This window comes from Microbacterium sp. F2 (assembly GCF_052274505.1).
GTDB lineage: Bacteria > Actinomycetota > Actinomycetes > Actinomycetales > Microbacteriaceae > Microbacterium.
Genome location: NZ_JBNVBV010000001.1, coordinates 273,489 through 300,211 on the forward strand (window position 1 = coordinate 273,489; position 26,723 = coordinate 300,211).

The window sequence follows — 26,723 nt, forward strand, 5'->3', positions numbered from 1 at the left end:
GGCGCGGTGAGGCGGCCTCGGCGTGGACCTCTGGCAGAATCGGAGGAGTCCGAACGGAAGCGAGGAGTGACGCCATGTCGACACCACCGAGCGAAGACCGGAATCCCCGCACGGGACCGCACACCGGTGCTCAGGCCGTGATCGCCGATGCCAGCGATCCCGCACGACGACCGGACGTGCTGTTCCGTGTTCGTCGTCCCGTGGGACACCAACCCTCCGTGTGGTGGTCGATCGGGGCGTTCATCTTGGTGTCGGGCACGGTTGTCGCGCTGCTGAGTCTCATTCCTGGCGGCGCGTAGGCGACTGGATGCGGCCCCTGATCTCCCCGAGGTCAGCGGTGATGCGAGCGGTGGGATCGTCTTCGGTCGTTACCTCAGATCCACTCGTGTCGCGCTCCGAGCCCGCGTCCAAAAACTCGATCGCCGTTAGGTGACGGGGTGATGACTCGATCGCTGCGGGGCCAGTGACGGCATCCAGTTTCGTGTCATCGATTCCGGGGAACTTCCTAGCCGTCACGAGCACGCGGGACTCGAGCGTTCCGGCGAAGCGATTGAAGGACTCGACAGTCCGCTCGATCGACCGGCGCAGGTCGTTGGCGTGCGATGCGAGGCCGCCGAGCCGCGTGAAGAGTTCATTGCCGAGATCGAACAGGCGTCTGGCGTCCGCGGTGACGTCCTGCTGCGTCCAGGTGTAGGCGACGGTCTTCAGCACTGCCCACAGGTTGACCGGTGACGCCAGCGCGACGCGTCTCCCGAACGCGTAATCGAGCAACGTGGGGTCGGTATCCAGTGCCGTCGACAGCAGCGACTCGCTGGGCACGAAGCAGATCACAAACTCGGGACTCGAGGTCAAACCGGCCCAGTACGTCTTCTTCGCGAGGGCGTCGACGTGCGCGCGCATGGCCTTGACGTGCTTGTCCATGAGCGCACGTCGGGATGCTGCTTCGGCGCCGACTGCGGTGTCGGGGACCGCTGCGGCCTCGAGGTAGGCGTCAAGTGGCACCTTGGCGTCAACGGCGATGGCCTTGTCTCCCGGCAGGCGAATGATCATGTCGGGGCGGCCAGCGCCGGCATCCGTTTCGATCGTCGACTGGATGTCGAAATCGACATGCCGCGTCAGCCCCGCAGCCTCGACGACGCGGCGCAGCTGGGTCTCGCCCCACACGCCGCGCGTGCTGCCGGAGCGGAGGGCGCTGGCGAGGCTCTCGGTTGTGGCACGCAGGGCCTCGTCGGACTGCTGAGCTCGCCGCAGCTGCTCGGCGATCGTGCCGTACTGGTTCTGTCGTTCGCGTTCGAGCTCGGCGACCGTCATCTGCATTGACTGCAGCGTCTCGCGCACCGGTTCGAGGGCGCGGAGCACCGACTGCTCCCGTCGCTCGCGTTCCTCGCGGGCTGCCTGGTCGGAGCGGGTCTGGGCGACAAGGTCGCGATACCACTCCTTCTGCTGGGCGAGCTGCGCGAGCGTCGCCCCGTGTGCGGCGGAGGTTGCGGCCAGCTGCTCGCGCACCCCGGCCAGCTGAGCCATCGATCGCGCCCGCGCCCCCGTCGCACCGAAGGCCCACCCCGCGATGAGGCCTGCCGCGAGGCTCCCGAGGATGATTCCCGACACCAGTAATGCGTCCATGTCGTCAGGATGCCGCGGGCCACCGACATCGCCGGTTCACCGCGCCGTGACCGAGGCAGAGGTAGTGGCGTGTCAGGCGAAGATCGTCTCGGCTGCTGCGGCGAATCCCTCGAGGCGCCCGAGCCGTACGCCGAGTGCTTCGGCCAGCGACGTGAGATCGGACGCGGCGGCGCGGCGGGCTGCATCAATCGCGATGTGCGCGCATGCCACGGCATCCGCGACGGCCTCGTGGTGCACGAAACCCGCGTATCCAGCGGCGGCTGCCGCGGCCGGAAGGCGGTGAGACGGGATGTCGTAGGTGCGTCGTGAGATCTGCACCGTGCACGCGTAGGTCAGGTCAGGGCAGGCAGTTCCGGTTGCCTCGCAGGCCCGGCGGATGACGCTCATATCGAAGCCGGCGTTGTGGGCGATCGCCACGTCATCACCGATGAACCCGCACAGGTCTGGCAGCTGCTCCGCCCAGGTCCGTGCATTGACGACATCCTGTTCGCGGATGCCATGGATGCGGGTGTTGATCTCGAAGAAGCGGTCGTGGGGGAACGGCGGCCGGATGAGCCATCCCGCCGTCTCGACGATCTCGCCGTCACGCACGCGAGCGAGGCCGACGGCGCACGCTGAGGCATTGCTGGAATTCGCCGTTTCGAAGTCGATTGCGGTGAAATCCAGTGACACGGCTTCAGCATCGCCTGCCCATCCGACATCGCCCCCGAGGCGCGCCGGGGCGAGACGGCGCCGCCCCCGTAGACTGGACCCCCGTGGCTCTTACCATCGGAATCGTCGGACTCCCGAATGTCGGCAAGTCGACCCTCTTCAACGCCCTCACCAAGAACCAGGTGCTCGCGGCGAACTACCCGTTCGCAACGATCGAGCCGAACGTGGGCGTGGTCAACCTCCCCGACCCGCGCTTGAACACCCTCGCCGGAATCTTCGGCTCCGAGCGGATTCTTCCGGCCAGCGTCTCGTTCGTCGACATCGCCGGCATCGTCCGCGGCGCCTCCGAAGGGGAGGGCCTGGGTAACCAGTTCCTCGCCAACATCCGCGAAGCCGACGCCATCGCCCAGGTCGTGCGCGGTTTCGCCGATTCGGATGTCGTGCACGTCGACGGAGCCGTCGACCCGAAGAACGACATGGAGACCATCAACGCCGAGCTCCAGCTCGCTGACCTCCAGACGCTCGAGAAGGCGATCACGCGGTACGAGAAAGAGGTCAAGGGCAAGAAGCTCGACCCGGTCGTGCTCGAGACAGCGCTCGCCGCGAAAGACGCGCTCGAGCGCGGGACGCTGCTCTCGGCATCCGGAATCGAGCTGGCCCCGATCCGTGAGCTCGGTCTGCTGACCGCAAAGCCCTTCATCTTCGTGTTCAACGTGGACGAGTCTGTGTTGACGGATGCCGACGCCAAGGCGAACCTCGCGGCGCTCGTCGCTCCCGCGCAGGCAGTGTTCCTCGACGCGAAGATCGAGTCCGAGCTCATCGACCTCGACCCCGAGGATGCTGCGGAACTTCTCGCCTCGACCGGCCAGGACGAGTCGGGCCTCGACCAGCTCGCCCGGATCGGATTCGACACTCTCGGCCTGCAGACCTACCTCACCGCCGGCCCGAAGGAGGCCCGTGCGTGGACGATCGGTAAGGGATGGAAGGCGCCCCAGGCCGCCGGCGTCATCCACACCGATTTCGAGAAGGGCTTCATCAAGGCCGAGGTCATCTCGTTCGACGATCTCGTCGACGCGGGTTCGGTGCTCGAAGCCCGCGCTCGCGGCAAGGCGCGGCTCGAAGGCAAGGACTACGTCATGCAGGACGGCGACGTCGTGGAGTTCCGCTTCAACAACTAGCACGCAGCAGGTGAGCGGCTGGTTCCACCATCGTCGCGTGTACGCGCCTAAGGTTGCATGAGTTCGCTCGGCTCATCGCGGTACGAATATGCATATGGAGGAGTCCCGCCAGGTTGCGGATGACGCGATCGAGATCCTGGCCAGGTTCGCAACCAGAGTTGGCCGGAGCTGGCGGGATCCGTACGGCCTATTGGACATTGTGTACAACGCTCTCTATGAGATTGAGGGCGAGCTTGACGAGATCGGCGAACGGGGCGAAGTACTCGAGGCGTTTCCAGAGATCTAACCCCGGGGCACGTCGTGGAGTTCGGGTTCAACAACTGAGTCGGCGTCTGTAGCGCGAGTGCTACGCTCGGTTCGTGAGCGCGAGCGAGAACCAGATCGAGACACTCTCCCAGCGCGAGCTGAGAAACGAGTCGGGTCGCGTTCTTCGTGAGGTGGCGGAGGGGCAGTCCTTCGTGCTGACAAACCGTGGAGTTGCGGTTGGACGCATCGTCCCACTTGACGCACCTGCGCCGACGCTGTTGATCGTGCGGCCTGCCAGGAGGACTGCCGGCTGGGCTGCGCTGGCGCCCGAGCCGACCGCAAGTGACGCTCCGATGGCTCGGATTCTTGATGAACTGCGCGAGGATCGCGCTTGACTGACGTATCCCTCGTCTACGCAGACACGTCAGCGTTGGGGGCGCTCCTGGTTGCTCAGCCTGAAACGCCAGCGCTCGTGCGGTGGCTTGATGAAACTCCGATGCAGCTGGTCTCGAGCGACCTGCTCGAGACGGAGCTTCGCCGCATCGCCCTCAGAGAAGGACGCGACCAGGCCAAGGTGAGCCAGATCCTCGACGGGGTCTCGCTCGCGGCGCTCGATCGTGCGATCTACCGATCTGCCGGGCTGTTGCCGATGCCGTACCTGCGCACACTTGATGCTCTGCATCTGGAGGCGGCGATACGTCTGGATGTGGATGCCGTGCTCACCTACGACCGCAGGCTAGGCGAGGCTGCGCGCACCGCGGGCCTGGCTGTGATCGCTCCCGGAGCGGTTGCCAACTCCTGACCAGATGCGAGAGGACGAAACGCAATGGCTGAGATCGAGACGTTCGAACCCGAGGGGCGAGCGATCCCGTACGCCGACGACCGCCTCAACGGCCCGTCTCTCGTACTGTTGCCGGGGCAGGGACTCAACATCGGGTACCTCGGGCCACTTGCCGAAGCGCTCGCCGAGGAAGACTTCCACGTCGTACGCATCGGCAGCCGTCGTCCGCAGTCGGGGATCGGGCCGACGATGCACGATCTCGCTCGCGACGTCATCGACGTGATGGATCACCTCGGCCTCGCTTTCTCCTGGGTCGGCGGACACGGCTTCGGCGGCACCGTCGCACGTGTCGCCGCGCTCGAGCACCCTGGGCGATTCGGTGGGCTCCTGCTTCTCGGTGTTGAAGGGACCGAGGGTGCCGCGGCATCCGCTGAGTCCGAGGTGTCCGAGAACGCCCGCAAGGCCGACCTCGTCGCCATGCAGAGCGCCGCGCGCACCGCCACGCCAGTGATCGCCGCGCTCGAGATTCCGCCGAGTATCCCCATCCTGATCATCCAGGGAGCCGACGATGAGGTGGCGCCGCCGGCGAACGGGCAGGCGCTGGCGGCGAGCGCTCCCGAGCGGATCAGCCTCGTCACGATCGAGGGTGCGCGCGACCTGTTCCCGTTGACCCACGTCGGGGAGACGGCCTGGCCCATCGAGGACTACCTCGACTGGGACTGACCTGGCACGCTCTCGCTTGCCTCGAAGTTGGGAAGGGTCAGCCAGGCGTGATCTGCGGCGAAGCGCGCAGCCTGCCCGCCGACACCGAGTGCGCCGAGCAGAACGAGCGAGACGTCGGCGTCCGTGAAGTGATAGGCGTGTGCCATACCCCAGCAGTCGGTCCAGTGGTCGCCCCGGCCACACGTGAAGACCCATCCGAGCGAGTCATGCGAGACGAATCCGACGGGGCGCTCGCCCTCGCGGATGTGGCAGCAGGTGAGGACGAGGTCGTCAAACGCCGCTGGAGTCGCTGCAGCGGAAGAGTTGTGCGTAGTCATGAACGTGCTCCTGTTCCATCGGGAGAGGGGCACGCTCTCGGTATGCCTTGCAGGCTAGGTCGGGCCTCCGACATCCGGACCTGCGCGCCGCGGGGCGTGATGGACTAGGGGCATGAGCCCGAAGCCACGCCCCGTCGTCCTCATCACCGGCGCTTCCTCAGGGATCGGTCACGCAACAGCACTCGCGCTCGCCGCGCGTGGCTGGATCGTTTACGGCGCAGCGCGGCGGGTCGACCGAATGCAGGAGCTCGAGGCATCCGGATGCCACGTGATCGAGATGGATGTGACGGATGACGCATCCCTGCGCGCTGGCGTCGACCGTATCATCCGGGAGCAGCGGCGTTTGGACGTGCTCGTCAACAACGCCGGATACGGGTCGTACGGCGCACTCGAGGACGTTCCCATCGACGAGGCCCGTCGTCAGTTCGAGGTCAACGTCTTCGGGTTGGCGCGGCTCACCCAGCTCGTGATCCCGACGATGCGCGCTCTCCGGCGCGGCCGCATCATCAACGTCTCGTCCATCGGCGGGCGCATCTACGAGCCCATCGGCTCCTGGTATCACGCCACGAAGTTCGCGGTCGAAGGCCTCTCAGACTCGCTGCGGATCGAGCTTGCCCCGCACGGGATCGACGTCGTCATCATCCAGCCTGGGCCGATCCGAACCGAATGGAATACGATCTCGCGCCGCAGCGCGCAGGAGTACTCGGGCGCCGGCCCGTATGCCGAGCAGGCCCGAGCCCTCGTCCGCAACTACGAGCGCGTCGACGGCTCGGCGGCTTCCGGGACCCCGGAGGATGTCGCGGCCACGATCGTGCACGCGGCGACAGTGTGGCGGCCGAAGACCCGATATGCGACTCCGGCGTCGGCCAAGGTCGTTGTGGCCGCACGTCGCCTGCTCCCGGACCGGGTCATGGACCTCATCCTCAGACGCCTGGCCATGTGAACAGCCGCCACGATTTCCAAGCGATGCAATGCTCGGCGGGAATTCTGACCATCCGAGCCGGGATGTCAAGAGGGTCGTGGTCAACGACGCGCGGGCTTAGGTTGCCCACATGAAGCATGTGCACTACGCCGGTAGGTCTCTGTTCATGCACGATGACACCGCCAATGCCCTCATCGACTACGCCCGGATCCTGAGCGAGCACCGGACGGCCGATGCAGTGACAGTGCCGGCAACGAACGCAGAGGGACATCGCGTCACGGTGACAATGCTCCTGAATGAGGCAGCCGCGCTCATTGTCGAGTCGGTGCCCGGAGAGGCCACCATGGAGCCCGACCCTGCGTCGATCGAAGAGATCCACCGCCGCAGGATGCGCCTCGACGGCGGTCGAGGCGGCCCGCCGGATGACCCGTGGCCGCTGGAGCTCTGACCTTGCCACGCCCGCCATTGCCGCTGACGCATTAGCCTGAGTGCATGAAGGCTCTGAGAACCGCTGGAATCTGGGCAGGCGTCCTCGCGGCAGTTGTCACCGTGTTCGGTGTGCTGCTGACAGAGCTCGTGTCGCTGCTGGCTGCCGTGCTCGGAGGAATTGTCAAAGTCATCCCGAACCTCAGTGGTTCCGCAGCGCGTCGATGAGTTCCTTCTTGCGCATCGACGAATAGCCAGACAGCCCCAGCTCCTTCGCCCGCTTCTTTAGTTCATCGACAGTCCAGTCCTCGTAGCTGCCCGATTCGCCACCCTTGCGACCGACGGTCGACCGACCGCGGTTTGCCGCTGCATTCGAGATGCGCGCGGCTTTCTCCTTGGATGCTCCGTCGTCCCGGAGCTCCTCGTACAGCTCCGGGTCTTTCAGGCTCGAGTTCCGACGTCCAGGCACCGGTGTCTCCCTTCTCTGGATGCTTAAGGGGCTAGTTACAGCGCGCGACCTCCGGTGACCGGGAAGACGCCACCGGACACGTATGAGGCTTCGTCGCTCGCGAGATACACATACATCCCGGCCAGCTCCGCCGGTTGCCCGGCGCGGCCGAGGGGAGTGTCGCTTCCGAACGTCGTGAGCTTCTCCTCATCGAAGTCGGTGGCCGGGATCAGGGGCGTCCAGATCGGACCGGGCGCGACAGCATTGATACGGATGCCGCGCGGACCCAGATCCTGGGCCGTCGCGCGGACAAACGCGACCTGGGCCGCCTTTGTCATGGCATAGTCCACGAGACCGGGGGACGGATCGAAAGCCTGAATCGACGCCGTGACGATGATCGCCGACCCTGCGCCGAGGTGCGGCATCGCAGCGCGCGCGGAGAACAGCATGCCGTACAGGTTGGTGCGAAAGACCCGGTCGAACTCGGCAGTTTCCAGATCGGCGAGGCTGTCGCGGTCGCGCTGATACGCGGCGTTCAGTACAAGGATGTCGATTCCGCCGAACTCCGCGACGGTGTCGGCGACGATCCTCTCGGCGAAGGCTTCGTCACGGACATCTCCGCTGAAGGAGGCTGAGCGCACCCCCGAGTCACGGATGAGGGACACCGTCTTTTCCGCATCCTCGTGCTCCTCCGGCAACGAGGCAATCGCAACGTCCGCTCCTTCGCGCGCGAAGGCGATCGCCACCGCGCGACCGATTCCGGAGTCTCCGCCTGTGATCAAAGCACGCCTGCCCGCAAGTCGGCCGTGACCTACGTACGTTCCCTCGCCATGGTCGGGACGGGGTCCCATCTCGGTTTCGAGCCCGGGCTGCGCCTGTTCCTGCATCGGGAAGTCAGCAGTCGTGTGAGCGGTGCGGGGGTCCTGGGGTGTGTCGTGTGAAGTCACGAGCGCGATGCTAGAAGCTGCGGTGCGCTCCGGGCAGGGACTTGACCACGAAGGCCGACGGAGGTAACGCAACGAGCGCACGCACCGTAGGTGCTGATGTGCGGCTGGCACCGGCACGCACGCTGTCGACACGATCGCGGTAGATGTGGTCGCATACTGACTGGGGGTCTGCAATCATACGGAGACCCGCACTACGGGGTTTCCCGGCGACTCGGGGAGTGCCCACACAGGGGAGAAAGAGCGGAATGGGAAAGTTCATCTACGACGGCACCGTCAAGGTCGACTTCGACGATCGGACGTTGGCGCACTTGCAGGTCGTGATCGGGACGAAGCTGAGGCGGAACGAGGCGTTTCACTTCACCTGGAAGGACGATGCGAGCATTGGTGATGGCCGAACAACAGTGTGGGTCCACCCGCGGTGCTCGCTCGTCTACAAGTTCTACGGTGGACGTCGTCCGCAGCTGAACATGGCATGGGTGGAAGCCCTCGCGTTCACGGCGAACTCCCCGTCTGGCCTTTACGTCGTGCCTGAACCCAGGGAAGGCGACCCGGTGCCCGGAGGCAATAATGAAGCGCATTGACATCGTCTACGGCGGCGAGCTCTACAGCGTCGGTGGGCGAGAGTTCGACGACGTCCGTCAGGAGGTTCTCGACGGAATGTTGAGCGCTCCGCAGTGGCTCCGGGTCAACGACGGCGAGGGGATGCGTCGGGAGGCGTTCCTGCTCTTGACACCCGGCGTTCCTATCGCGCTCGTGCCGGTGCCCGAGGATGAGCGCGAGCTCACTGGAGCGGAGGATCTGGGCACGATCGACAACCGCTGATCGCAGCGGCACGAACCTTCTCGCTCGCGCGCTCAGTGCGCGGGGACAACTCCCTCAGGCTGGTCAGCCGGCTTGCGGATGATGAAGGCCCCGACGAGGATCGGCAGCGCAACGATCGCCGACACGAGGAACGCGCCGCGTGCCCCGGCCGCGGCTGCCTCGTTGGCCGGGAGTCCCGCTTCGACGGCAGAAGCCGCAATCGCGGACATCGTCGTGACCATGACAGCCACGCCCGCAGCGCCTGCGACCTGCTGCACGGTGCCGAGGACCGCCGATCCGTAGGAGTAGAACCGCGGCTGGAGCGAGGCGAGCGACGCCGTGAACAGTGGCGTGAACGAGAGCGCGAGACCCAGCGACAGCACGATCTGGGTGACGAGGATGACCCAGATGGAGGTGTCGGCGCCGTAGCTCGCGTACGCCCAGAGCGAGGCGACAGCGAGGATGGCGCCGGGAACCAGCAGTACGCGGGTGCCCGATGCGTCGTAGATGCGGCCCACGATCGGCCCGGCGAAGCCCATGGCGAGCGAACCCGGCAGCAGCAGGAGACCACTTTCCAGCGCCGTCGCACCCACAGCCTGGCTGAGGTAGAGCGGAAGTACCGTGATCGCCCCGAAGAACGCCATCGAGAGGACGCCCATCTGGGCAATAGACAGGGAGAAGTTCAGGGAACGGAACACGCGCAGGTCCATCAGCGCGTCATCCTTGCGCTGCAGCACGAGCTGACGCCACACGAACAGCGCGAGCGCGACGACGCCCACCGCAATCGCAATCACCAGGGTCATCGTGGACCCGGCTTCAGCTGCGGCGTCGGTCTGCGATCCGCCGTGACTTGCCGCGCCGCCGATCTGGCTCAGGCCATAGACGAGGCCACCGAATCCGAACGCCGACAGGATCACAGACAGCACATCGATCGGTGCGCGGGTGGTTTCGCCGAGATTGCGGATCCAGATCGCGCCGGCCACGAGAGCTGCGATTGCGATCGGCAGGACGATGCCGAAGATCCAGTGCCACCCCAGGGAATCGAGGATGAGTCCCGACAGGGACGGGCCGATCGCCGGAGCGAGCGCGATGACAATGCTGACCCGCCCCATCATGCGGCCACGCGCATGCGGCGGCACGATGGTCATGAGCGTCGTCATGAGCAGCGGCATCATGATCGCGGTGCCCGAGGCCTGGATGACGCGGGCGACGAGGAGGATCTCGAAGCCGGGCGCAATGAAAGCCACGGCTGTTCCGGTCGAGAAGAGCGTCATCGCTGCGAGGAAGACCTGCCGGGTCGTGAAGCGCTGCAGGAGGAAGCCGCTGATCGGGATGACCACCGCCATCGTGAGCATGAATGCCGTCGTCAGCCACTGGGCAGCCACCGCGGTGATGCCGAGATCCACGATGAGGTGGGGGATCGCGACGCCCATCGTGGTTTCGTTGAGGATCGCGACGAAAGCCGCAGACAGCAGGAGCCAGATAATCCGGCTCTCCTCGGGGCGCAGGTTCAGACCAGGGACCGGAGTCGCGGCGTCGGGGCCGGCAGGGATGACCGGGATCGAGCCGGTCTGAGAGTTTACATTGCTGGCTGCCACGGGCGGGTCCTCACTATCAGGGCACGTGTCGTCGGAGTCGAAAACGGGAGGGGACGCCGAGAGCGGGCGCACGAGAGCCACGCGAGGTGGCGTCGTTGACCATAACGGCGGGAACCGACATTCGATTCCCGTGAGGCGGAAGAAACTACTCCCGGTCGGAGCCAGACTCAGTCGTCGAGAGTCTCTTCGTCCACCGACTTGTCCCACTGCTCGGACCCGATCGCATTGGTCGGGTGCGGCGTGGGCTCCCGATCGAGCAGGCCCGCCGGTGTCGGGGAGATCAGCTGCTCCTCGGGGATCGACTTCAGATCGTCGATCTCTTTGCGAAGCGCGTCCAGGTCTTCGTGTCCAGTGCCGGCGCCATCGTTCGCAGTCATGCTCACAGCCTACCGGTGTCACTGCCCGGCGTTATGCTCCAGGCGTGAGCTTCGACGGCCTGAATCCTGACGCCCTCGCCTTCTTCGACGAGTTGGCGGTCAACAACACCAAGGAGTGGTGGCAGAGCCAGAAGTCGCGCTTCACCGAGAACGTCGCCGGTCCGTTTGAGTCGCTGGCCGAGGAACTCGAGCCGGAGTTCGGCCCCGTGAAGATCTTCCGCCCGTACCGTGACGTGCGCTTCAGCGCCGATAAGTCGCCCTACAAGCTCCAGATCGGCCTCGTCACCCGCGCTTCAGCCGCGCACTACCTGCAGCTCTCGGCATCCGGCCTGTTGATCGGTGGCGGGATGTACCAGCCCTCGCCCTCACAGCTGGCGGCGTTCCGGTCGCTCGTCGATGACGCCCGGACGGCGCCCGATCTCGAGGCCACCCTCGCCGAGGTTCATGCTGGGGGCTTCGAGCCGATGCGCGACGACGAGCTGCGCACCGCGCCTCGAGGATTCTCTGTCGATCACCCGCGGATCGAGCTGTTGCGCTTGCGGCACCTGGCGATCGGGCGAGAAGAGGCGCCCGAGGACTGGATGTGGACGCCCGTCGCCCTCGACGAGATCCGTGCCGCCTGGCACGTCGTATCGGTGTGGTGCGACTGGTTGCACGCGAACATCGCCACAGATCCCGAGGCCCGGTAGCGCTCCTGACGGTGCCTCAGCTCAACCAGTCCTCGAGCCTCGCCTCGAAGGCGTCCAACGCTTCTCGATAGCGAGGGTCGGGGTGGCTCTCGGCGATCGAGCGCAGTCGAGGCACATCCATGTCACGGATGAGGTCGATCCGGGCGCGGAGCGCTTCCTCGTGGCCGGCGAGCACGTCGAGCCCTTCTGCCATCGCGTCCAGGCAGTCGTGCAGCACGGCGAGTTCGGACTCACGCTGCGTGATTGAGGATCCGTCCGGCCGCATTCGCCACCGCACGACGACGTCGGGGATCGTGTCGAAGGCGGATGCCGACACGAGCATCCGCTGAGCGATGACCTGATCCTCGTACAGCCGACCCTCGGGAAATCGCAGCTCATCCCACACCCGGGCCCGGCTCACCTTCGCCCACGCGACGATGCTTCCGGTCGCCGCCGGATGCTCGTCCAGCGTCACCCCGTGGCGTTCGGGTGCTGTTGCCGCGGCAACCCACGGCTGTACTGGACCGTCGAGATACGAGCCGTCGGGCTGGGGCCGCAGCCGCGTATAGGCGCCGATGACGAAATCGCTTCGCGTGCGCTCGAGCGTCCCGATCATGCGTTCGAGGGCTGACGGGGTGAACTCGTCGTCAGCGTCCAGGAACCCCACGAAGGGCGTGGTGACAAGATCCAGTGCGGCGTTCCGCGCCGCCCCCAGTCCTCGCGTGCGGGGCAGCCTCAGGGCGCGGAACCGTTCGTCGCGGGCGGCTGCCCGCTCGAAGAGCCCACCGGTCTCATCGGCGGAACCGTCGTCGATGAGGATCGCCCGCCAGTCGCCGCGGGTCTGGTTTCGAAGGGACTCGAGCGCCGCGGGCACGTAGGGGGCGACATCCAGACCCGGAACGATGACGGTGATCGCCGGGTCTGTCATACCCCGGATCCTACGGCGGCAACAGCTGCCTCGATGGCGTCGACGATCGGCGCGACCGAGCCGACGGCGCCGTGGCCGAGGGTGACACGAACCGCGGTGCGGGCTTCGTCCGGCTCCAGCCCCAGAGCGAGCAGGACGTGCGAGGCCTCGTCGCTCCCGGCCGCGCAGGCTGACCCGCTCGAGGTGACCAGGCCTCGCCGCTCAAGCTCGAGCAGCACGGTCTCGCCGTTCACTCCCGCGAAGGTGAAACTCGCCGTCCCGGGAAGGCGGTGCTCCGGATGCCCGGTGAGCCGCGCGATCGGCACCCGCTCGAGCACTCCCGCGATCAGGTCGTCACGCAGGGCGGCCACGCGCGCGGCGGCGTCAAGGCGTTCGGCGTCCGCGAGCTCGAGTGCGCGCGCGAGGCCCACGGCTCCGGCGACGTTCTCGGTGCCGCTGCGCCGCTCCCGCTCCTGTCCGCCGCCGTGCAGCACGGGCTCCAGGGGGATGCGGGATCGGATGCCGAGCACACCGATGCCCTTGGGGGCGCCGATTTTGTGGCCGGCGATCGAGAGCGCGTCGACGCCGAGGCCGCGAAGCGGCAGCCATCCTGCCGCCTGGACGGCATCCAGGTGCAGGGGCACCCTCCCGGCGACGGCGGCGACCAGACCCGTGACGTCCTGAACCGTGCCGATCTCGTTATTGGCATAGCCGACGCTGACGATCGCGGTGTCGTCGCGGATGGCTGCAGCCACGGCATCCGGATCAACGAGTCCCGTCGTGTCCACCGGCACGAGCGTCGCTTCGAACCCGTGGATGCGCGTCAGGTAGTCGATCGAGGCAAGCACCGACTCGTGCTCGATCGGGGTGGTCACCACGTGCCGGGCGCCGCGTCGCTGCTGCGCGGCTATCGCGACGCCCTTGATCGCGAGGTTGTTCGCCTCGGTCGCACCAGAGGTGAAGATCACGTCGGTGGCCCGCATGCCGAGGACGGTGGCGACCCGATTCCGGGCATCGGCGAGGGCATGAGCTGCCTGCTCGCCGATGGTGTGGTGGCTCGACGGGTTGCCGTAGTGCGACGTGAGGTACGGAGTCATCGCCTCCAGCACCTCCCGGCGCACCGGAGTGGTCGCGGCGTTGTCGAGGTAGCTGACGCTCACGACCCGCCGGTACCCGACTCGATCTGGATGTCCAGGCCCAGGTCGATCGCGGGGGCAGAGTGCGTCAAGGCTCCGACCGAGACCACATCGACACCGGTCGCAGCGATCGCCCCGACGGTGTCGAGACCGACGCCACCGGATGCCTCGACGATGGCCCGGCCCGCGATCAGCTCGACTCCGGCGCGAAGCTCGTCGAGCGAGAAGTTGTCGAGCATGATGATGTCGACCCCTGCCGCGAGCACCGCGGGAATCTGATCGACACGGTCGACCTCCACCTCGACACGCATCGTATGGGGAATGCTTGCGACCCCGGTGCGGAGCGCCTCCGTGGTGGAGGCACCCGAAGCTGCCAGGACAGCGAGGTGATTGTCTTTGACCATCACGGCATCCGAGAGGGAATGCCGATGGTTGTGGCCGCCGCCGCTGCGCACCGCGTGGCGTTCGAACGCGCGCAGGCCCGGGGTCGTCTTGCGGGTGTCTGCAATTCGTGCGCCGGTTCCCGCGGCCGCCTCGACATAGCGGGAGGTGAGGGTGGCGATTCCCGACATCCGCTGGGCGAAGTTGAGTCCGACGCGCTCGGCGGTGAGAACGCCGCGGGCGGGCCCCTCGACGGTGGCGAGCACGTCGCCTGCCGAGAACGTCTCCCCGTCGGCTCGGTGCACGGTCACGGTGATAGCGGCATCCGTCAGCGCGAAGGCTGCCGCGAACACGTCTCCGCCGCTGAAGGTTCCGGGCTCCCTCGCGACGAGCTCGGCGCGGGCGCGGGCGGATGCCGGTACGAAGGCCTCCGCTGTCACGTCGCCCCACGGTGCGTCTTCGGCGAGGGCCGCAGCTACCACCCGGTCGATCTCGGCGCGGGTCAGCATCAGCGCACCGCCGCCAGCTCGGCGTCGCGGCGGAAGTGGGCACCGGCCGAAGACTTCCGAGCACGCGCAGCCGCCACGACCTGCTCGGCGACAAGCAACAGATTCTCGTCTTCGTACTCGCGCTCGGTCCGCGGCGAGCGCTCCTGCGCTCGCCAGGTGTCGATGACGCTAGCGGCGCGGGCGAGCCCCTCGTCGTCTCGCACCAGCGACGCGTTCTCCCACATGAGGTCCTGAAGAGCGGCGCGCGAGAAGGCTGGGGAGGGGGCGGCCAGGCTTCCCGCCACGCCCACGGACGGAACGGGGCTGATGTCGTCGCGGGTGTCGGCGGGCCAGAGGCGGGATGCGGCATCCGTCGCGATCGCGTCCCCGGCGCGGGCGCCGAAAACGGCGCCCTCCAAGAGCGAGTTCGACGCGAGACGGTTCGCCCCGTGGACTCCGGTGCGGGCCGCCTCGCCGACGGCATAGAGTCCGGGAAGCGAGGAGCGCCCCTCCAGGTCGGTGACGATGCCACCCATGAGGTAGTGGGCGGCAGGCGTCACCGGTACGGGAACGCGCGCCCAATCCAGGCCGCGCTCACGCATCGCGGCGTCGATCGTCGGGAAGCGTTCCTGCAGCCAAGCCGCGCGGGCATCAGCGTCAGTCGCGGGAATGGCGGTGGCATCCAGCAGCACGGGGCGTCCGTCCTGCTGCCTCATGACCCGGGCTATCGCGCGGGCGACGACGTCCCGCGGCGCGAGCTCACCGTCGGGATGATCGTCGAAAACGAAGCGGTGACCGTCTTCGTCGATGAGCGTCGCGCCTTCGCCGCGCACCGCTTCGGACACTAAGAACGCGTCGCCGGCCGCGAGGACTGTCGGGTGGAACTGCACGAACTCGAGGTCAGCGACAGCGGCTCCCGCTCGAATCGCCGCAGCGATCCCGTCACCGGTTGCTACCGCGGGATTCGTCGAGTGCGCGAACAGCTCGCCGATGCCCCCCGTTGCCAGGACGACGGCATCGGCGCGCAGCTCGTCGGGCGTTCCCGCGTCTCCGTCACGGGCGTCGCGCAGGATCCGGATGCCGCGCACCCGACCCTGCTCGATGATGAGGTCGACCAGGAACGCGTGCTCGATGACCGTCGCCGCCGTTGCGCGGACGGCGGCGACAAGCGCGCGTTCGATCTCGGTGCCGGTGGCGTCGCCCCCCGAGTGCAGAATGCGCGGGTAGGAGTGCGCGGCCTCGAGACCCTTGCGGAACTCACCGTGCTCGTCGCGATCGAACGCGACGCCGAGCGCGACAAGCTCACGGATCCGCTCCGGTCCCTCGGTCGCAAGTACTCGCACCGCTGCCTCATCACCGAGTCCGGCGCCGGCGACCAGGGTGTCGCGGATGTGGTCTTCGACCCGGTCGTCGGGGAACATGACTCCGGCAATCCCGCCCTGCGCGTAGCGCGTGTTGGCGTGCTCCAGCACGTTTTTGGTCACCACCGTTACGAGGCATCCGCCGGCTGCGGCGTGCAGGGCAACGGTGAGGCCCGCAATCCCGCTGCCAACGACGATCACGCGCGGTGCGGATGTCATGACGCCTGCTCCCAGGCTGCAGCGGGGGCTGCCGGGGGCTTAGCTGCCAGCATCCGCTCGAGAGCGACGCGGGCTGGGTCGGCTACGTTGGCCGGAACCGTGATGCGGTTGACGACCTCGCCGGCAACGAGCGACTCCAGCACCCACGCGAGGTAGCCAGGGTGGATGCGATACATCGTCGAGCATGGGCAGACGACGGGATCGAGGCAGAAGATCTCGTGCTGTGGATGCTCGGCCGCGAGGCGCTGCACCAGGTTCACTTCCGTGCCGATAGCGAACGTCGTCGGCTCGGTCGCGGCCTCGATCGCCTTACGGATGTAGTCGGTCGAGCCGGCTTCGTCAGCTGCGTCGACAACCTCCATGGGGCACTCGGGGTGCACGATGACACGGACGCCGGGGTGCTCAGCGCGGGCCTTGTCGATCTGAGCGACCGAGAAGCGGCGGTGCACCGAGCAGAATCCGTGCCACAGGATGACGCGCGCGGCATCCAGAGTCGTGTCGTCGTTGCCGCCCAGGGGCTTGCGGGGGTTCCACATCGGCATCTGCTCGAGCGGCACGCCCATGGCCTTCGCGGTGTTGCGGCCGAGATGCTGGTCGGGGAAGAACAGCACGCGCCGGCCCCGCTCGAAGGCCCACTCCAGCACGGTCCGCGCGTTCGAGGAGGTGCACACGATTCCGTGGTGGCGGCCCACGAACCCCTTGATCGCCGCCGAGGAGTTCATGTAGGTCACCGGGATCACCGGCAGCAGGCCCTCGACATCCGGGGTATCGAGGTCGCCGTAGATGTCGGCGAGCTCCTCCCACGCCTGCTCGACCTCGTCGATCGAAGCCATGTCGGCCATCGAGCATCCGGCCGCGAGGTTGGGCAGGATGACCGCCTGATCGGGTCCGGAGAGCAGGTCTGCGGTCTCAGCCATGAAGTGCACGCCGCAGAACACGATGGCCTCGGCATCCGTGCGTGCTTTCGCGGCGTTGGCGAGTTGGAACGAGTCGCCCACGTAGTCGGCGTGCCGCACGACCTCTTCGCGCTGGTAGAAGTGTCCGAGCACGACGACGCGGTCGCCGAGGGTGTTCTTCGCCGCGATGATCCGGGCGTCCAGCTCGTCTTCTGTGGCCTCGCGGTACTCCCGCGGGAGCTCGCCCTGACGCGGTGCACCGGTCGGGATGACATCGCCCTCGGATGCTCCAGGCCCGTAGCCCGGCACCGTGTCGAAGCTCCACGGTGCCGTCGCCAGGTCGGTGTTGCAGGTCTCGCCCTGCAGCGACCCCGAGACGATGCCGTGGATCTCGTGGTCGACCGACGGATCGATGGGGCGCGGGGCGAGGGCGATGTTGACAGCTGTCATGAGGTGCTCGATTCGGGCGAGGAGGTGCGGATGCCGCCCGGCCGCGCGGCGCTCAGCGGGCCCCGGTCGGCGAGTTCGACATCCTGGTTGTAGCGGTAGAGGCGGGCGGGACGATGGCTGCCGGTGCGGAACCGGTCGGTGGGGATGAGGTTTCCGGAGTTCTCGACCTGGCGTCGGAAGTTCGCGGGATCGAGTCGCCGATCCAGGATCGCCTCGTAGACCTCGCGAAGGTCGGCCAGCGTGAACAGCTCCGAGAGCAGGCCGTGGGCGATGCGGCTGTAGCCGACCTTGTTTCGCAGCCGCCACAGTGCGTACGACACGATCTCGTTGTGGTCGAAGGCGAGGGTGCCCGGCGCGTTCGCGTCGAACCAGGCGACGTTCTCGGGAGCATCGCCCGCTGCCTCATGGGCGGCGCGCTGGGCGTCAACGTCGTCGGCGCGCAGGAGTGCCCAGTAGACGATCGATACGACGCGGGTGGGGGAGCGGTCGACGTCTCCGAACGCGTAGAGCTGCTCCAGATAGCTCGGCGTCAGACCCGTCGTTTCGGCGAGGGTGCGCGAGGCGGCAGCATCCAGGCCTTCGCCTGCGTGGAGCCACCCACCGGGCAGTGCCCACAGGCACTCATAGGGTTCGCGGGTTCGACGCACGAGCGGCATCATGAGGCGCCCCGACCCGTCTCCGGGGTCGCGGCGGACCGTGAATATCACGGTCGACACCGCGACGCGGATGGCATCGGTGGATGCTGCGCGCGGTGTGTCGGGAGCGAGGACGGTTTGTGTCATGGTGACTCTAACTACGCAGTCGATCTTAGAGTCAGGGTGACCAGAACCGCAACTCGGGTGGGCTGGAAGAAAACCCCCAGCTTGGTCGATCGAGCGGGCGACAGACTGGATGTGTGGTCCTCGGCATCCTCACCGACGTTCTCGTCGTGATCCTGCTGCTCGGCGCGCTCGCGTGGGGAATCGGGAGCGGCGTGCTGGCGATCCTCGGCTCGGCGGTAGGCCTTGCCGTCGGCGGTGTGGCGGTCTGGTGGCTCTTGCCGGTCGTCGCGCCGCTGCTGCCCGAATCGGACTGGCGCGGGCCGGTGCTCATCGCCGGGGTCGTGGTGCTGCTCGTCGGCGGTGCGATAGCTGGGGGCGCGGTCGGCAGTGCCCTCAGGCGCGGAGCCGAAAAACTGCGCCTTCACGTGATCGACCGTCTGCTGGGCGGGGTCGTCGCTGTCGTCGCCACCGCCCTGTCGCTCTCGCTGGTCGCCCAGAGCGCCGCTATCTCAGGTGTGCCGCTGGTCACTGCCGCGACCTCGTCCTCCCGCGTCCTCGCCACGATCGATGCGCTGACGCCGCCACCGGTGAGCGCTGCCCTCGCGCAGCTGCGGCAGACGGTCTTCGTGGACGCCCTGCCCCGGATGGGGACGCTGCTGGATCTTCCCGCCGCGGCACCGACAGCCCCGCCGGTGGCGCTGGATGACCCCGCCCTGAGCGCAGCCGCCCAGTCGGTGGCTCGCATCTCGGGAACCGCATTCTCATGCTCGCGGGGCATGACCGGATCGGGTTTCGTCATCGCCGATGACCGCGTCATCACCAACGCGCACGTCGTGGCCGGGATGGAGCAGATCGTCGTCGAGCTGCCGGGGCGCATCGCGCAAGCGGGCCGCGTCGTCTGGTTCGACCCCGACCAGGATCTCGCCGTCATCGCCGTGGAGACCGAGGATGTTGCGGTACTGCCCGTCGTCGCACCGCTGCGTGCGGGCGATACCGCGGCGGTTGCCGGCTATCCCTATGGCGGCCCGTTCACGCTGGGGCAGGCGTCAGTGCGGTCGGTGGGAACCGCGCAGGTCCCCGACATCTACGACACCGCGACCGTGAGCCGCGAGATCTACGCGCTCGATGCCCGCGTCGCACCGGGGAACTCCGGGGGTCCCGTGCTCACCGCCGGTGGGGAGGCGGCGGGCGTCGTATTCGCTCGCGCCGATGACGGGTCGGATGTCGGCTACGCCGTCACCTCTGGCGTGCTCGCGCCGCTGGCCGATCAGGCGCCAGCTCTTGCCGAGCCGGTATCGACGGGTTCCTGCACGCCCTGAGGCGCGTCTGCAGGCGCAGCCCGGGCGCTGGGATATGCTGGCGGCGCAACTGAAGATCCGGCCACATGACGGGTGCGGGAGAGCCCCGGGTCACACCGGGCACCGAAGGAGCAAGCCTCCCCGCCAATCTCTCAGGTCCGCGTACCGCGCACGTCCGGCCACTCTGGAAAGCGTCATCACCCGCGCATCGGGTGGCGGCCGCCGACGGTGAAAGCACAGCATCCGGTTCACTCGGATGCCGCGCGAAACTCTCAGGCCACAGACAGAGGGGGAGTTCACGGGCGCCGAACAGCGTCCCCCGTCCGACGACCGGGAGAACTCATGTCACACCCCGCTCCACCAGATACCGCACCCGTGCCGGCCGAGCCGAGACGCTCGCCGCTCCACGATCGACACGTCGCGCTCGGGGCTGCGTTCACGGACTTCGGCGGCTGGCAGATGCCGGTGCGCTACGCATCCGACCTCGCCGAGCACCACGCGGTGCGCGAGGCTGCGGGCCTGTTCGACATCTCGCACATGGCCGAGTTCCTCGTCACCGGAGAGCCCAGCGGCGCATTCCTCGACTACGCCCTCTCGGGTGATCACTCGGGCATGCGGGTCGGCAAAGCCAAGTACTCGCTCGTGCTCACCGAAGACGGTGGCATCGTCGACGACGTCATCGTCTACCGCACCGCTGAGGATCGGTACCTCGTCATCGCCAACGCGGGCAACCGGGATGCCGTGGCTGAGGCGCTCGCGCTGCGGGCCGCGCGGGCGCCGGTTGCGGCATCCTTCCTCGCGGAGCCGAGGATCGACCGCGGCGTCACGTCGTTCGCGGTCATCCCGGGCGTCTCCGATACGGCACAGATCGAGGACGTGACCGACCAGTTCGCGCTCGTTGCCGTGCAGGGCCCCGCGGCGCAGGAGATCGTGACGGCAACATCCGGCATCGAAGGCGTTTCGCCCGCGCTCGCGGACCTTGGCTATTACGCCTGGGCTGCCGGATCCTTCGCTGGCGCGCCGCTTTTCATCGCCCGCACCGGCTACACCGGTGAGGACGGTTTCGAACTGCTCGTGCCCCATCGCGCAGCGGGAGCCCTCTGGGACGCCCTGCTGGCCGCGGGAGCGCCGCGCGGCCTCGTACCCGCGGGCCTCGCGGCCCGCGACACCCTGCGGCTCGAAGCCGGCATGCCGCTCTACGGCCACGAGCTCTCGCTCGAGACGGCTCCCGCCCAGGCGGGGCTTGCGCGCAGCGTCGCCGACGGCAAGCCGGATTTCGTGGGGAAGCGGGCTCCACAGGCCTCGGATGCCGACAGCCGCGTGCTCGTCGGACTCGTGTCTGAGGGCCGCCGCGCCGGACGTGCCGGCTACACCGTCGTTGCTCCGTCGGTCGACGGTGCCCCCGTCGTCGGTGAGATCACCTCCGGCGCGCTGAGCCCAACCCTCGGGCATCCGATCGCTCTGGCGTTTGTCGATCCCACTGTTTCCGCGCCCGGCACCGAACTGGCGATCGACGTGCGCGGCACCCTCATTCCTGCATCCGTAACGACCCTGCCCTTTTACCGGAGGACGACATGACCGACCTGACGACCCTGAAGTACACCGCCGAGCACGAGTGGCTGCGCCTGGAGGGCGATGAAGCCGTGATCGGGATCACCGATTACGCCGCCGACAAGCTCGGTGATGTCGTCTTCCTCGAGCTGCCGGGCGTCGGCGACGGCGTGTCAGCCGGCCAGGTCTGCGGCGAGATCGAGTCGACCAAGTCGGTCGGTGAGCTGTTCGCGCCCGTTGACGGTGAGGTCCTCGCCGTCAACCATGAGGCAGTTGATGACCCGTCTGTCGTGAACTCCGACCCGTTCGGTGCGGGCTGGCTCATGAAGCTCAAAGTCACGCCCGCCGACATCGATGCGCTCTTGGACCGTGACGCCTACGTCGCCCTGACCGGCGGCGCTGCATGATCGTCGGATCCTTCGCCGAGCGTCACATCGGAACCGACGCCGCTGCCCAGCGCACCATGCTCGATGCGCTCGGCTACGAGAGCGTCGATGCGCTCGTGGCGGCGGCGGTTCCGGCATCCATTCACGCTGCTCCGCGGGACGGATCGCGCATTCCGCACGCCGCGACCGAGGCGGAGGCGCTCGGGGAGCTGCGGGCGCTCGCCTCGCGCAACCGCGTCTCGCGCTCGCTAATCGGGCTCGGGTACTACGACACAGTCACTCCCGCCGTCATCGCGCGGAATGTCTTCGAGAACCCCTCGTGGTACACCGCCTACACGCCATACCAGCCCGAGATCTCGCAGGGCAGACTCGAGGCGCTGATCACCTTCCAGACGATGGTGACCGATCTCACGGGTATGGCGACCGCTGGCGCCTCGATGCTGGATGAGTCGACAGCCGTGGTCGAAGGGATGCTGCTCGCCCGCCGCGCGTCGAAGAGCGCCTCGAGTGTGTTCCTCGTCGACGCTGATGCGCTCCCGCAGACGATCGCGCTGCTGCGGCACCGGGCCGAAGCTCTCGGGATAGACATCCGGGTCGTGTCCTTCGATGAGCCCGAGGTGCTTCCCGAGGCCTTCGGCGGATTCATCCAGTACCCCGGTGCGTCTGGCTGGGTGTGGGATCCGAGCGAGGCGATCACGGCGATCCATGCGCATGGCGGACTCGCTGTCGTCGCCGCCGACCTGCTCGCCCTCACGCTGGTGCGCTCGCCCGGCTCGCTCGGGGCCGATGTGGCTGTCGGGACGACGCAACGTTTCGGGGTGCCGATGGGCTTCGGCGGCCCGCACGCTGGATACCTCGCGGTGCGGGCAGGGCTCGAACGGCAGCTGCCGGGGCGCCTGGTCGGAGTGTCGGTGGATGCCGACGGCCGCCCCGCGTACCGGCTGTCGCTGCAGACGCGTGAGCAGCACATTCGCCGCGAGAAGGCGACCTCGAACATCTGCACCGCCCAGGTGCTGCTGGCCGTGATGGCGGCGATGTATGCCGTCTATCACGGGCCCGAGGGGCTGAAGCGGATCGCTCAGGGCGTGCACGCGAGGACGGCTCTGGTCGCCGGATCGCTGCGGGCGCGCGGCGTCGAGGTGCTGACCGAGTACTTCTTCGACACGATCCAGGTGCGGGTCGCGGATGCCGATGCCGTCGTCTCGGCGGCGGCCGGGCTCGGCATCCTGCTGCGACGCGTGGACGCTGAGACTGTCGCAATGTCACTCGACGAGGTGAGCGCTGCCGATCCGTCGCTCGAGGCGGATCTGCTCGCCGTGTTCGGCGGTGCGGGCGAGCCCTCGACAGGGCTTTCGGAGGGCTCGTCATTCACCGCGATCGCGGGTGTGCGGATGTACCCCGACGCGCTGCGGCGAACGGATGCCTACCTCACGCACGAGGTCTTCCACGCGCACCGGTCCGAGACCGCGATGATGCGCTACCTGAAGACTCTCGCCGACCGCGACTATGCCCTCGACCGCGGCATGATTCCGCTGGGCTCGTGCACGATGAAGCTCAATGCCGCGACCGAGATGGCAGCGGTCTCGTGGCCGGAGTTCGCGCGGATGCATCCGTTCGCTCCGGCATCCGACGCCGAGGGATACCTCGCCCTGATCGATCAGCTCGAGACGTGGCTGGCGGAGGTCACCGGCTACGACGCCGTCTCGGTGCAGCCGAATGCCGGCTCCCAGGGCGAGCTCGCGGGCCTGCTCGCGATCCGCGGATACCACCGCTCGCGGGGCGACGAGCAGCGCACGGTGTGCCTCATTCCGTCGTCCGCGCACGGCACGAACGCGGCATCCGCTGTGCTCGCCGGGATGCGGGTCGTGGTCGTCGCGTGCGATGACGCCGGAAACGTCGACCTCGGCGATCTGCGCGCGAAGATCGCCGAGCACGCCGACACGCTCGCTGCCCTCATGATCACGTACCCGTCGACGCACGGTGTGTACGAGCACGAGGTACTGGCGATCACCGCGGCCGCGCACGAGGCAGGGGGACAGGTGTACGTCGACGGGGCGAACCTCAACGCGCTCGTCGGGTACGCGCGCCTGGGGGATCTCGGTGGCGACGTGTCGCACCTGAACCTGCACAAGACCTTCGCGATCCCGCACGGCGGCGGTGGGCCAGGAGTCGGCCCGGTGGCCGCCAAGGCGCACCTTGCGCCGTTCCTGCCTTCGCATCCGATGGCGCAGCGGGAACGGCATCCGTCGCTCACGGATCCCGAAGGCGCGATCTTCGCCGGGGGTCCGATCTCGGGCGCGCCGTACGGTTCGGCATCCATCCTGCCGATCTCGTGGGCGTACGTCCGGATGATGGGCGCTGAGGGCCTGCGTCAGGCGACCGGCAGCGCGGTCCTGGCGGCGAACTACATCGCGGCCCGCCTGCGCGAGCACTACCCGGTGCTCTACGCGGGAGAGAACGGGCTCGTCGCGCACGAATGCATCCTGGATCTGCGCCCCCTGCGGGAGGCGACCGGGATCACGGTCGATGACGTGGCCAAGCGCCTCATCGACTACGGATTCCACGCGCCGACCATGTCGTTCCCGGTCGCGGGGACCCTCATGGTCGAGCCGACCGAGTCTGAGGATCTCGGCGAGATCGAGCGATTCATCGAGGCGATGATCGCGATCAACGCCGAGGCTGAGGCGGTGGCTGCGGGGGAGTGGCCCGCGGGCGACAACCCGCTGGTGAATGCCCCGCACACAGCCGAGGCCATCGCGGTCGGCGACTGGCAGCATCCGTATTCGCGCGAGCGGGCGGTGTATCCGGTTCGTTCCCTGGTGCGCTCGAAGTATTGGCCCCCGGTGCGCCGCATCGACCAGGCCTACGGCGACCGCAACCTCGTCTGCGCCTGCCCGCCCCCCGCCGCGTTCGCCTAGCACTCCCGCCCCGCCCCCGCGAGACGGAACCTGGCGCGCGAAACGTGGCGGCGGATTCAACCGGTCAACGCAACGGGTGCTGTGAGATGAAGCAGGCGCTGATCTCGGGAGGCATTCGTTGCAGGGCAAACATGGTCATCTCAGTCGCGAGCAGAAGCAGCTCGCGCTCCGTCTCCACTCGAAGGGGTGGCGGCTCATCGATATCGCCCGCGAGATCGGCTGCACGGCGCCGATGGTCGGCCGCATGGCGAGGGAGGGCCGTCACCTCGACGGGAAGCCGTTCGGCTGGGAGCCGCGCGAGGGGCATCTGACGGTCTTCGACCGTGAGGAGATCCTGGTCGGCCTCGCCCGCGGTGACACGCTTACTGCGATCGCGCGTGCCCTGGGACGCGCGGTGTCGACGGTCAGCCGCGAGGTCAAGCGCGGCGGCGGACGGGAGGAGTACTCGGCGTGGCGGGCGCACGAGGACGCACGAGAGCAGGCCCGCCGACCGAAGCCGTTCAAGCTCGACAGTGGACGGCTGCTCGAGGTCGTCACGACGCAGCTGGAGCAACTGTGGTCGCCGCAGGAAATCGCCGCGCGCTTACGTTTGGAGCATCCCGACAACCCGGAGATGCACGTGAGTCACGAGACGATCTACCAGTCCCTGTTCGTGCAGGGACGCGGGCAGCTGCGCCGCGAGCTCGCCCGCTGCCTGCGGTCGGGGCGGGCGGCACGGAAGTCGCGGACCGCGACGGACGGGCGGGGCCGGCTGCCAGGGATGGTGATGATCAGCGAGCGCCCCGCAGAGGTCGAAGACCGTGCCGTGCCGGGGCATTGGGAAGGCGACTTGATCCTCGGCGAGAACAGTCGCAGCGCCGTGGGAACCCTCGTCGAACGCAGCACCCGCCTCACACTTCTGCTGCACCTGCCCGACGGGAAGAGCGCCGACAAGGTGGAGGCCGCAATGCGCGAGGCGATCACCGCGCTTCCGGCGTCGCTGGCGCGGACGATCACCTGGGATCAGGGCGCCGAGATGGCCAAGCACGCCGAGTTCACCACAGCGACCGGCATCCCGATCTACTTCTGCGACCCGCACTCCCCGTGGCAGCGCGGAAGCAACGAGAATCCCAACGGACTGCTACGCCAGTACCTGCCGAAGAGCACCGATCTGAGCATCGTCACCCGCGCTGAGCTGACCGCGATCCAGGACTCGCTCAACGGACGACCACGCAAAACGCTCGGCTATCTGACACCATCGGAGAAGTTCACAGAACTCATTGCGACCACCGCTTGAATCCGCCGGCCCCGCCCCACGCGCCAGGTTACGTCTCACGGTGCGGACGGTGTGAGCTCGGGGCGAGGGTGGCGAGCATGGTGGGGTCGGGTGGGCGGATGCGGGGCACGCCGCTCGACGCGAGCGCACGTCGAAGGGGCTCGGCGCGCATGGCGTCGTTCCAGTCCCAGCGCGCGAAGCCGCGTAGGTGTCGACGCAAGCGGTCTTCGCGGCGCTTCTCGGCGATGAGGTCGGCGGCGCTCCGGTACTTGCCGTATCCATCGGACTCTCCGGCGATTCCAGAGCGCGGCCAGTAGAAGTCGCAACGGTCGTCATGCCCTTCGAAGTGGAACGGATGCTGGAGCTCGGGTTCCTCAAACCCCAACCAGCCGATGACCGCGCGGCTGACCGATTCGCCAACGCTCTCGGAGCGCGGGTCGGCGTGTTCAATGGCCCATACACATCGACGGCGATGACGACGATCCACCTGCAGCGAAAAGGCGTCACGAATCTCCGCGATGGTGCACAGACCGAGTTGACGCTTGCTGATCGTCGCGTCCACGGCCGCCACGCCCCACGCGGGCGGAAGGGTGCGGGCCAGGGAGACGGCAGTGTCAGCCGAAGCGGTCAGCAGGAAGCCCCCAGCCTCGACGACGCGGGGCGTCGTGAGGCTTGCGTGCCGCACGACATCGCCTACCCGGTGCGACCGCGTCGCCTCGCCATCGAAGAGGTGGATGTCGCGAGGTTCGCCGATTATTGGTTGACCCCACAGTGCGGCGGCGGACTCGCGACAGAACACTGCGTCCGGCCGGAGTAGCGCGACGGCGTGGACGCGCGCCAGGTAACGATCCCACGGGGTGAGGGTGCGCCAGGCGGCCGCATCCGCCCAAACGCCGTGTCGTACGCGCACGAGCGTGCGGTCATCACGCGGTCGAGCAGTCGGCGCGGCATCCGATGCCACGTGGAAGATAACGGGACTCGGAGCGATCGCGGTCTTTGGCGGCATCCTT

General features: G+C 67.8%; 31 protein-coding genes and 2 riboswitches. Of the genes, 17 read left to right on the top strand and 14 right to left on the bottom strand.

Translation table 11 applies throughout. The annotated features are described in order from the left end of the window. The first annotated feature begins 74 nt into the window (after positions 1-74). On the top strand, positions 75-299 hold the full coding sequence (locus tag ACQVDU_RS01325; protein WP_292708410.1) for a UDP-N-acetylmuramyl pentapeptide phosphotransferase: 225 nt from the start codon (positions 75-77) through the stop codon (positions 297-299). Here the strand turns inward: ACQVDU_RS01325 and rmuC are convergent. Both rmuC and ACQVDU_RS01335 read right to left on the bottom strand, forming a co-directional pair. Beyond that, positions 280-1,623, bottom strand: a complete 1,344-nt coding sequence (rmuC, locus tag ACQVDU_RS01330) for a DNA recombination protein RmuC (RefSeq protein ID WP_443476088.1) — start codon at positions 1,621-1,623, stop codon at positions 280-282. The two genes, ACQVDU_RS01325 and rmuC, sit on opposite strands and share 20 nt — an antisense overlap. A gap of 72 nt (positions 1,624-1,695) precedes the next feature. Beyond that, positions 1,696-2,295, bottom strand: a complete 600-nt coding sequence (locus tag ACQVDU_RS01335) for a 3'-5' exonuclease (protein WP_443476089.1) — start codon at positions 2,293-2,295, stop codon at positions 1,696-1,698. Positions 2,296-2,378: 83 nt separating this feature from the next. Here ACQVDU_RS01335 and ychF point away from each other — a divergent pair, with 83 nt between their 5' ends. From ychF to ACQVDU_RS01360, 5 genes are all read left to right on the top strand, one after another. Beyond that, a complete protein-coding gene (gene ychF, locus ACQVDU_RS01340) occupies positions 2,379-3,452 on the top strand; it encodes a redox-regulated ATPase YchF (protein ID WP_443476090.1) in 1,074 nt (357 codons plus the stop codon). A 94-nt stretch (positions 3,453-3,546) separates the two neighbouring features. Beyond that, complete coding sequence (locus tag ACQVDU_RS01345; RefSeq protein ID WP_300593001.1) at positions 3,547-3,738, top strand: hypothetical protein; 192 nt, start codon at positions 3,547-3,549, stop codon at positions 3,736-3,738. 73 nt (positions 3,739-3,811) lie between these two features. Further along, positions 3,812-4,093, top strand: coding sequence for a type II toxin-antitoxin system Phd/YefM family antitoxin (locus ACQVDU_RS01350; protein WP_300592998.1), 282 nt, complete (start codon positions 3,812-3,814; stop codon positions 4,091-4,093). Beyond that, the gene (locus ACQVDU_RS01355) at positions 4,090-4,500 is read left to right on the top strand and encodes a type II toxin-antitoxin system VapC family toxin (RefSeq protein WP_300592995.1); all 411 of its coding nucleotides are present in this window, start codon (positions 4,090-4,092) and stop codon (positions 4,498-4,500) included. The genes ACQVDU_RS01350 and ACQVDU_RS01355 overlap by 4 nt, the downstream gene beginning before the upstream one ends. 24 nt (positions 4,501-4,524) lie before the next feature. Continuing rightward, a complete protein-coding gene (locus ACQVDU_RS01360; protein WP_300592992.1) occupies positions 4,525-5,202 on the top strand; it encodes an alpha/beta fold hydrolase in 678 nt (225 codons plus the stop codon). On the opposite strand, the gene ACQVDU_RS01365 is transcribed toward ACQVDU_RS01360, so the two are convergent. Beyond that, complete coding sequence (locus ACQVDU_RS01365) at positions 5,184-5,519, bottom strand: hypothetical protein (RefSeq protein WP_300592989.1); 336 nt, start codon at positions 5,517-5,519, stop codon at positions 5,184-5,186. The genes ACQVDU_RS01360 and ACQVDU_RS01365 overlap by 19 nt on opposite strands. A gap of 112 nt (positions 5,520-5,631) precedes the next feature. Here ACQVDU_RS01365 and ACQVDU_RS01370 point away from each other — a divergent pair, with 112 nt between their 5' ends. The 3 genes from ACQVDU_RS01370 to ACQVDU_RS01380 all read left to right on the top strand — a co-directional run bounded on the left by ACQVDU_RS01370 (position 5,632) and on the right by ACQVDU_RS01380 (position 7,095). Beyond that, entirely contained in the window at positions 5,632-6,462 is an 831-nt protein-coding gene (locus tag ACQVDU_RS01370; RefSeq protein ID WP_300592986.1) for an oxidoreductase, read from the top strand. A gap of 109 nt (positions 6,463-6,571) precedes the next feature. Continuing rightward, entirely contained in the window at positions 6,572-6,889 is a 318-nt protein-coding gene (locus ACQVDU_RS01375; RefSeq protein ID WP_300592983.1) for a hypothetical protein, read from the top strand. Positions 6,890-6,933: 44 nt separating this feature from the next. Then, positions 6,934-7,095 (top strand): hypothetical protein, encoded by a 162-nt coding sequence (locus tag ACQVDU_RS01380; RefSeq protein WP_300592980.1) that lies wholly within the window; start codon positions 6,934-6,936, stop codon positions 7,093-7,095. Here the strand turns inward: ACQVDU_RS01380 and ACQVDU_RS01385 are convergent. Both ACQVDU_RS01385 and ACQVDU_RS01390 read right to left on the bottom strand, forming a co-directional pair. Further along, positions 7,070-7,336 carry a DUF7218 family protein gene (locus ACQVDU_RS01385; protein ID WP_300592977.1) on the bottom strand — a complete coding sequence of 89 codons (267 nt, stop codon included), beginning with the start codon at positions 7,334-7,336 and terminating at the stop codon, positions 7,070-7,072. The two genes, ACQVDU_RS01380 and ACQVDU_RS01385, sit on opposite strands and share 26 nt — an antisense overlap. Before the next feature lie 35 nt (positions 7,337-7,371). Then, positions 7,372-8,202, bottom strand: a complete 831-nt coding sequence (locus ACQVDU_RS01390; RefSeq protein WP_300593091.1) for an SDR family oxidoreductase — start codon at positions 8,200-8,202, stop codon at positions 7,372-7,374. Between the two features lie 305 nt (positions 8,203-8,507). On the opposite strand from ACQVDU_RS01390, the gene ACQVDU_RS01395 reads away from it, so the two are divergent. Both ACQVDU_RS01395 and ACQVDU_RS01400 read left to right on the top strand, forming a co-directional pair. Then, entirely contained in the window at positions 8,508-8,843 is a 336-nt protein-coding gene (locus ACQVDU_RS01395; protein WP_300592974.1) for a DUF7882 family protein, read from the top strand. Continuing rightward, entirely contained in the window at positions 8,830-9,084 is a 255-nt protein-coding gene (locus tag ACQVDU_RS01400; protein ID WP_300592971.1) for a hypothetical protein, read from the top strand. Before ACQVDU_RS01395 ends, ACQVDU_RS01400 begins: the two co-directional genes overlap by 14 nt. Before the next feature lie 32 nt (positions 9,085-9,116). On the opposite strand, the gene ACQVDU_RS01405 is transcribed toward ACQVDU_RS01400, so the two are convergent. Further along, a complete protein-coding gene (locus ACQVDU_RS01405) occupies positions 9,117-10,661 on the bottom strand; it encodes a DHA2 family efflux MFS transporter permease subunit (protein ID WP_443476091.1) in 1,545 nt (514 codons plus the stop codon). Between the two features lie 167 nt (positions 10,662-10,828). Further along, on the bottom strand, positions 10,829-11,038 hold the full coding sequence (locus tag ACQVDU_RS01410; protein ID WP_300592969.1) for a hypothetical protein: 210 nt from the start codon (positions 11,036-11,038) through the stop codon (positions 10,829-10,831). Positions 11,039-11,082: 44 nt separating this feature from the next. Between ACQVDU_RS01410 and ACQVDU_RS01415 the strand changes: the two genes are divergently transcribed. After that, positions 11,083-11,727 (top strand): DUF2461 domain-containing protein, encoded by a 645-nt coding sequence (locus ACQVDU_RS01415; protein WP_300592966.1) that lies wholly within the window; start codon positions 11,083-11,085, stop codon positions 11,725-11,727. 16 nt (positions 11,728-11,743) lie between these two features. Here the strand turns inward: ACQVDU_RS01415 and ACQVDU_RS01420 are convergent, their stop codons facing one another. The 6 genes from ACQVDU_RS01420 to ACQVDU_RS01445 are packed head-to-tail and all read right to left on the bottom strand — an operon-like array spanning position 11,744 to position 18,326. Beyond that, positions 11,744-12,634 (bottom strand): glycosyltransferase family 2 protein, encoded by an 891-nt coding sequence (locus ACQVDU_RS01420; protein ID WP_300592964.1) that lies wholly within the window; start codon positions 12,632-12,634, stop codon positions 11,744-11,746. Next, the gene (locus tag ACQVDU_RS01425; protein ID WP_300592961.1) at positions 12,631-13,773 is read right to left on the bottom strand and encodes a cysteine desulfurase family protein; all 1,143 of its coding nucleotides are present in this window, start codon (positions 13,771-13,773) and stop codon (positions 12,631-12,633) included. The genes ACQVDU_RS01420 and ACQVDU_RS01425 overlap by 4 nt, the downstream gene beginning before the upstream one ends. Beyond that, complete coding sequence (gene nadC, locus ACQVDU_RS01430; protein ID WP_300592958.1) at positions 13,770-14,639, bottom strand: carboxylating nicotinate-nucleotide diphosphorylase; 870 nt, start codon at positions 14,637-14,639, stop codon at positions 13,770-13,772. The genes ACQVDU_RS01425 and nadC overlap by 4 nt, the downstream gene beginning before the upstream one ends. Beyond that, on the bottom strand, positions 14,639-16,198 hold the full coding sequence (gene nadB / locus ACQVDU_RS01435; RefSeq protein ID WP_443476092.1) for an L-aspartate oxidase: 1,560 nt from the start codon (positions 16,196-16,198) through the stop codon (positions 14,639-14,641). Before nadB ends, nadC begins: the two co-directional genes overlap by 1 nt. Further along, positions 16,195-17,544, bottom strand: coding sequence for a quinolinate synthase NadA (gene nadA / locus ACQVDU_RS01440; protein WP_300592952.1), 1,350 nt, complete (start codon positions 17,542-17,544; stop codon positions 16,195-16,197). Before nadA ends, nadB begins: the two co-directional genes overlap by 4 nt. Further along, positions 17,541-18,326, bottom strand: coding sequence for an NUDIX hydrolase (locus ACQVDU_RS01445; RefSeq protein ID WP_300592949.1), 786 nt, complete (start codon positions 18,324-18,326; stop codon positions 17,541-17,543). The genes nadA and ACQVDU_RS01445 overlap by 4 nt, the downstream gene beginning before the upstream one ends. Before the next feature lie 113 nt (positions 18,327-18,439). Here ACQVDU_RS01445 and ACQVDU_RS01450 point away from each other — a divergent pair, with 113 nt between their 5' ends. The 5 genes from ACQVDU_RS01450 to ACQVDU_RS01470 all read left to right on the top strand — a co-directional run bounded on the left by ACQVDU_RS01450 (position 18,440) and on the right by ACQVDU_RS01470 (position 25,734). After that, a complete protein-coding gene (locus ACQVDU_RS01450; RefSeq protein ID WP_443476093.1) occupies positions 18,440-19,624 on the top strand; it encodes a MarP family serine protease in 1,185 nt (394 codons plus the stop codon). 65 nt (positions 19,625-19,689) lie between these two features. Further along, a riboswitch (glycine riboswitch) is annotated at positions 19,690-19,781 on the top strand. A 1-nt stretch (position 19,782) separates the two neighbouring features. Then, positions 19,783-19,897: riboswitch (glycine riboswitch) on the top strand. Between the two features lie 48 nt (positions 19,898-19,945). Beyond that, complete coding sequence (locus ACQVDU_RS01455) at positions 19,946-21,181, top strand: glycine cleavage system aminomethyltransferase GcvT (RefSeq protein WP_443476094.1); 1,236 nt, start codon at positions 19,946-19,948, stop codon at positions 21,179-21,181. Further along, positions 21,178-21,561 (top strand): glycine cleavage system protein GcvH, encoded by a 384-nt coding sequence (gene gcvH, locus ACQVDU_RS01460; RefSeq protein WP_363496643.1) that lies wholly within the window; start codon positions 21,178-21,180, stop codon positions 21,559-21,561. Before ACQVDU_RS01455 ends, gcvH begins: the two co-directional genes overlap by 4 nt. Beyond that, positions 21,558-24,458 carry an aminomethyl-transferring glycine dehydrogenase gene (gcvP, locus tag ACQVDU_RS01465; RefSeq protein ID WP_443476095.1) on the top strand — a complete coding sequence of 967 codons (2,901 nt, stop codon included), beginning with the start codon at positions 21,558-21,560 and terminating at the stop codon, positions 24,456-24,458. The genes gcvH and gcvP overlap by 4 nt, the downstream gene beginning before the upstream one ends. A gap of 118 nt (positions 24,459-24,576) precedes the next feature. Beyond that, positions 24,577-25,734: an IS30 family transposase gene (locus tag ACQVDU_RS01470; RefSeq protein ID WP_443476096.1), complete on the top strand. Its 1,158-nt coding sequence runs from the start codon at positions 24,577-24,579 to the stop codon at positions 25,732-25,734. Positions 25,735-25,762: 28 nt separating this feature from the next. On the opposite strand, the gene ACQVDU_RS01475 is transcribed toward ACQVDU_RS01470, so the two are convergent. Next, positions 25,763-26,719, bottom strand: coding sequence for a hypothetical protein (locus tag ACQVDU_RS01475; protein WP_300594824.1), 957 nt, complete (start codon positions 26,717-26,719; stop codon positions 25,763-25,765). Positions 26,720-26,723: the final 4 nt, after the last annotated feature.

Coding starts and splice junctions, on each gene's coding strand:
- ACQVDU_RS01325 (WP_292708410.1), top strand. CDS start 75: ATGTCGACACCACCGAGCGAAGACCGGAATCCCCGCACGGGACCGCAC.
- rmuC (WP_443476088.1), bottom strand. CDS start 1,623: ATGGACGCATTACTGGTGTCGGGAATCATCCTCGGGAGCCTCGCGGCA.
- ACQVDU_RS01345 (WP_300593001.1), top strand. CDS start 3,547: ATGGAGGAGTCCCGCCAGGTTGCGGATGACGCGATCGAGATCCTGGCC.
- ACQVDU_RS01360 (WP_300592992.1), top strand. CDS start 4,525: ATGGCTGAGATCGAGACGTTCGAACCCGAGGGGCGAGCGATCCCGTAC.
- ACQVDU_RS01365 (WP_300592989.1), bottom strand. CDS start 5,519: ATGACTACGCACAACTCTTCCGCTGCAGCGACTCCAGCGGCGTTTGAC.
- ACQVDU_RS01370 (WP_300592986.1), top strand. CDS start 5,632: ATGAGCCCGAAGCCACGCCCCGTCGTCCTCATCACCGGCGCTTCCTCA.
- ACQVDU_RS01375 (WP_300592983.1), top strand. CDS start 6,572: ATGAAGCATGTGCACTACGCCGGTAGGTCTCTGTTCATGCACGATGAC.
- ACQVDU_RS01380 (WP_300592980.1), top strand. CDS start 6,934: ATGAAGGCTCTGAGAACCGCTGGAATCTGGGCAGGCGTCCTCGCGGCA.
- ACQVDU_RS01390 (WP_300593091.1), bottom strand. CDS start 8,202: ATGCAGGAACAGGCGCAGCCCGGGCTCGAAACCGAGATGGGACCCCGT.
- ACQVDU_RS01395 (WP_300592974.1), top strand. CDS start 8,508: ATGGGAAAGTTCATCTACGACGGCACCGTCAAGGTCGACTTCGACGAT.
- ACQVDU_RS01400 (WP_300592971.1), top strand. CDS start 8,830: ATGAAGCGCATTGACATCGTCTACGGCGGCGAGCTCTACAGCGTCGGT.
- ACQVDU_RS01410 (WP_300592969.1), bottom strand. CDS start 11,038: ATGACTGCGAACGATGGCGCCGGCACTGGACACGAAGACCTGGACGCG.
- ACQVDU_RS01420 (WP_300592964.1), bottom strand. CDS start 12,634: ATGACAGACCCGGCGATCACCGTCATCGTTCCGGGTCTGGATGTCGCC.
- nadC (WP_300592958.1), bottom strand. CDS start 14,639: ATGCTGACCCGCGCCGAGATCGACCGGGTGGTAGCTGCGGCCCTCGCC.
- nadB (WP_443476092.1), bottom strand. CDS start 16,198: ATGACATCCGCACCGCGCGTGATCGTCGTTGGCAGCGGGATTGCGGGC.
- nadA (WP_300592952.1), bottom strand. CDS start 17,544: ATGACAGCTGTCAACATCGCCCTCGCCCCGCGCCCCATCGATCCGTCG.
- ACQVDU_RS01445 (WP_300592949.1), bottom strand. CDS start 18,326: ATGACACAAACCGTCCTCGCTCCCGACACACCGCGCGCAGCATCCACC.
- ACQVDU_RS01455 (WP_443476094.1), top strand. CDS start 19,946: ATGTCACACCCCGCTCCACCAGATACCGCACCCGTGCCGGCCGAGCCG.
- gcvH (WP_363496643.1), top strand. CDS start 21,178: ATGACCGACCTGACGACCCTGAAGTACACCGCCGAGCACGAGTGGCTG.
- gcvP (WP_443476095.1), top strand. CDS start 21,558: ATGATCGTCGGATCCTTCGCCGAGCGTCACATCGGAACCGACGCCGCT.
- ACQVDU_RS01475 (WP_300594824.1), bottom strand. CDS start 26,719: ATGCCGCCAAAGACCGCGATCGCTCCGAGTCCCGTTATCTTCCACGTG.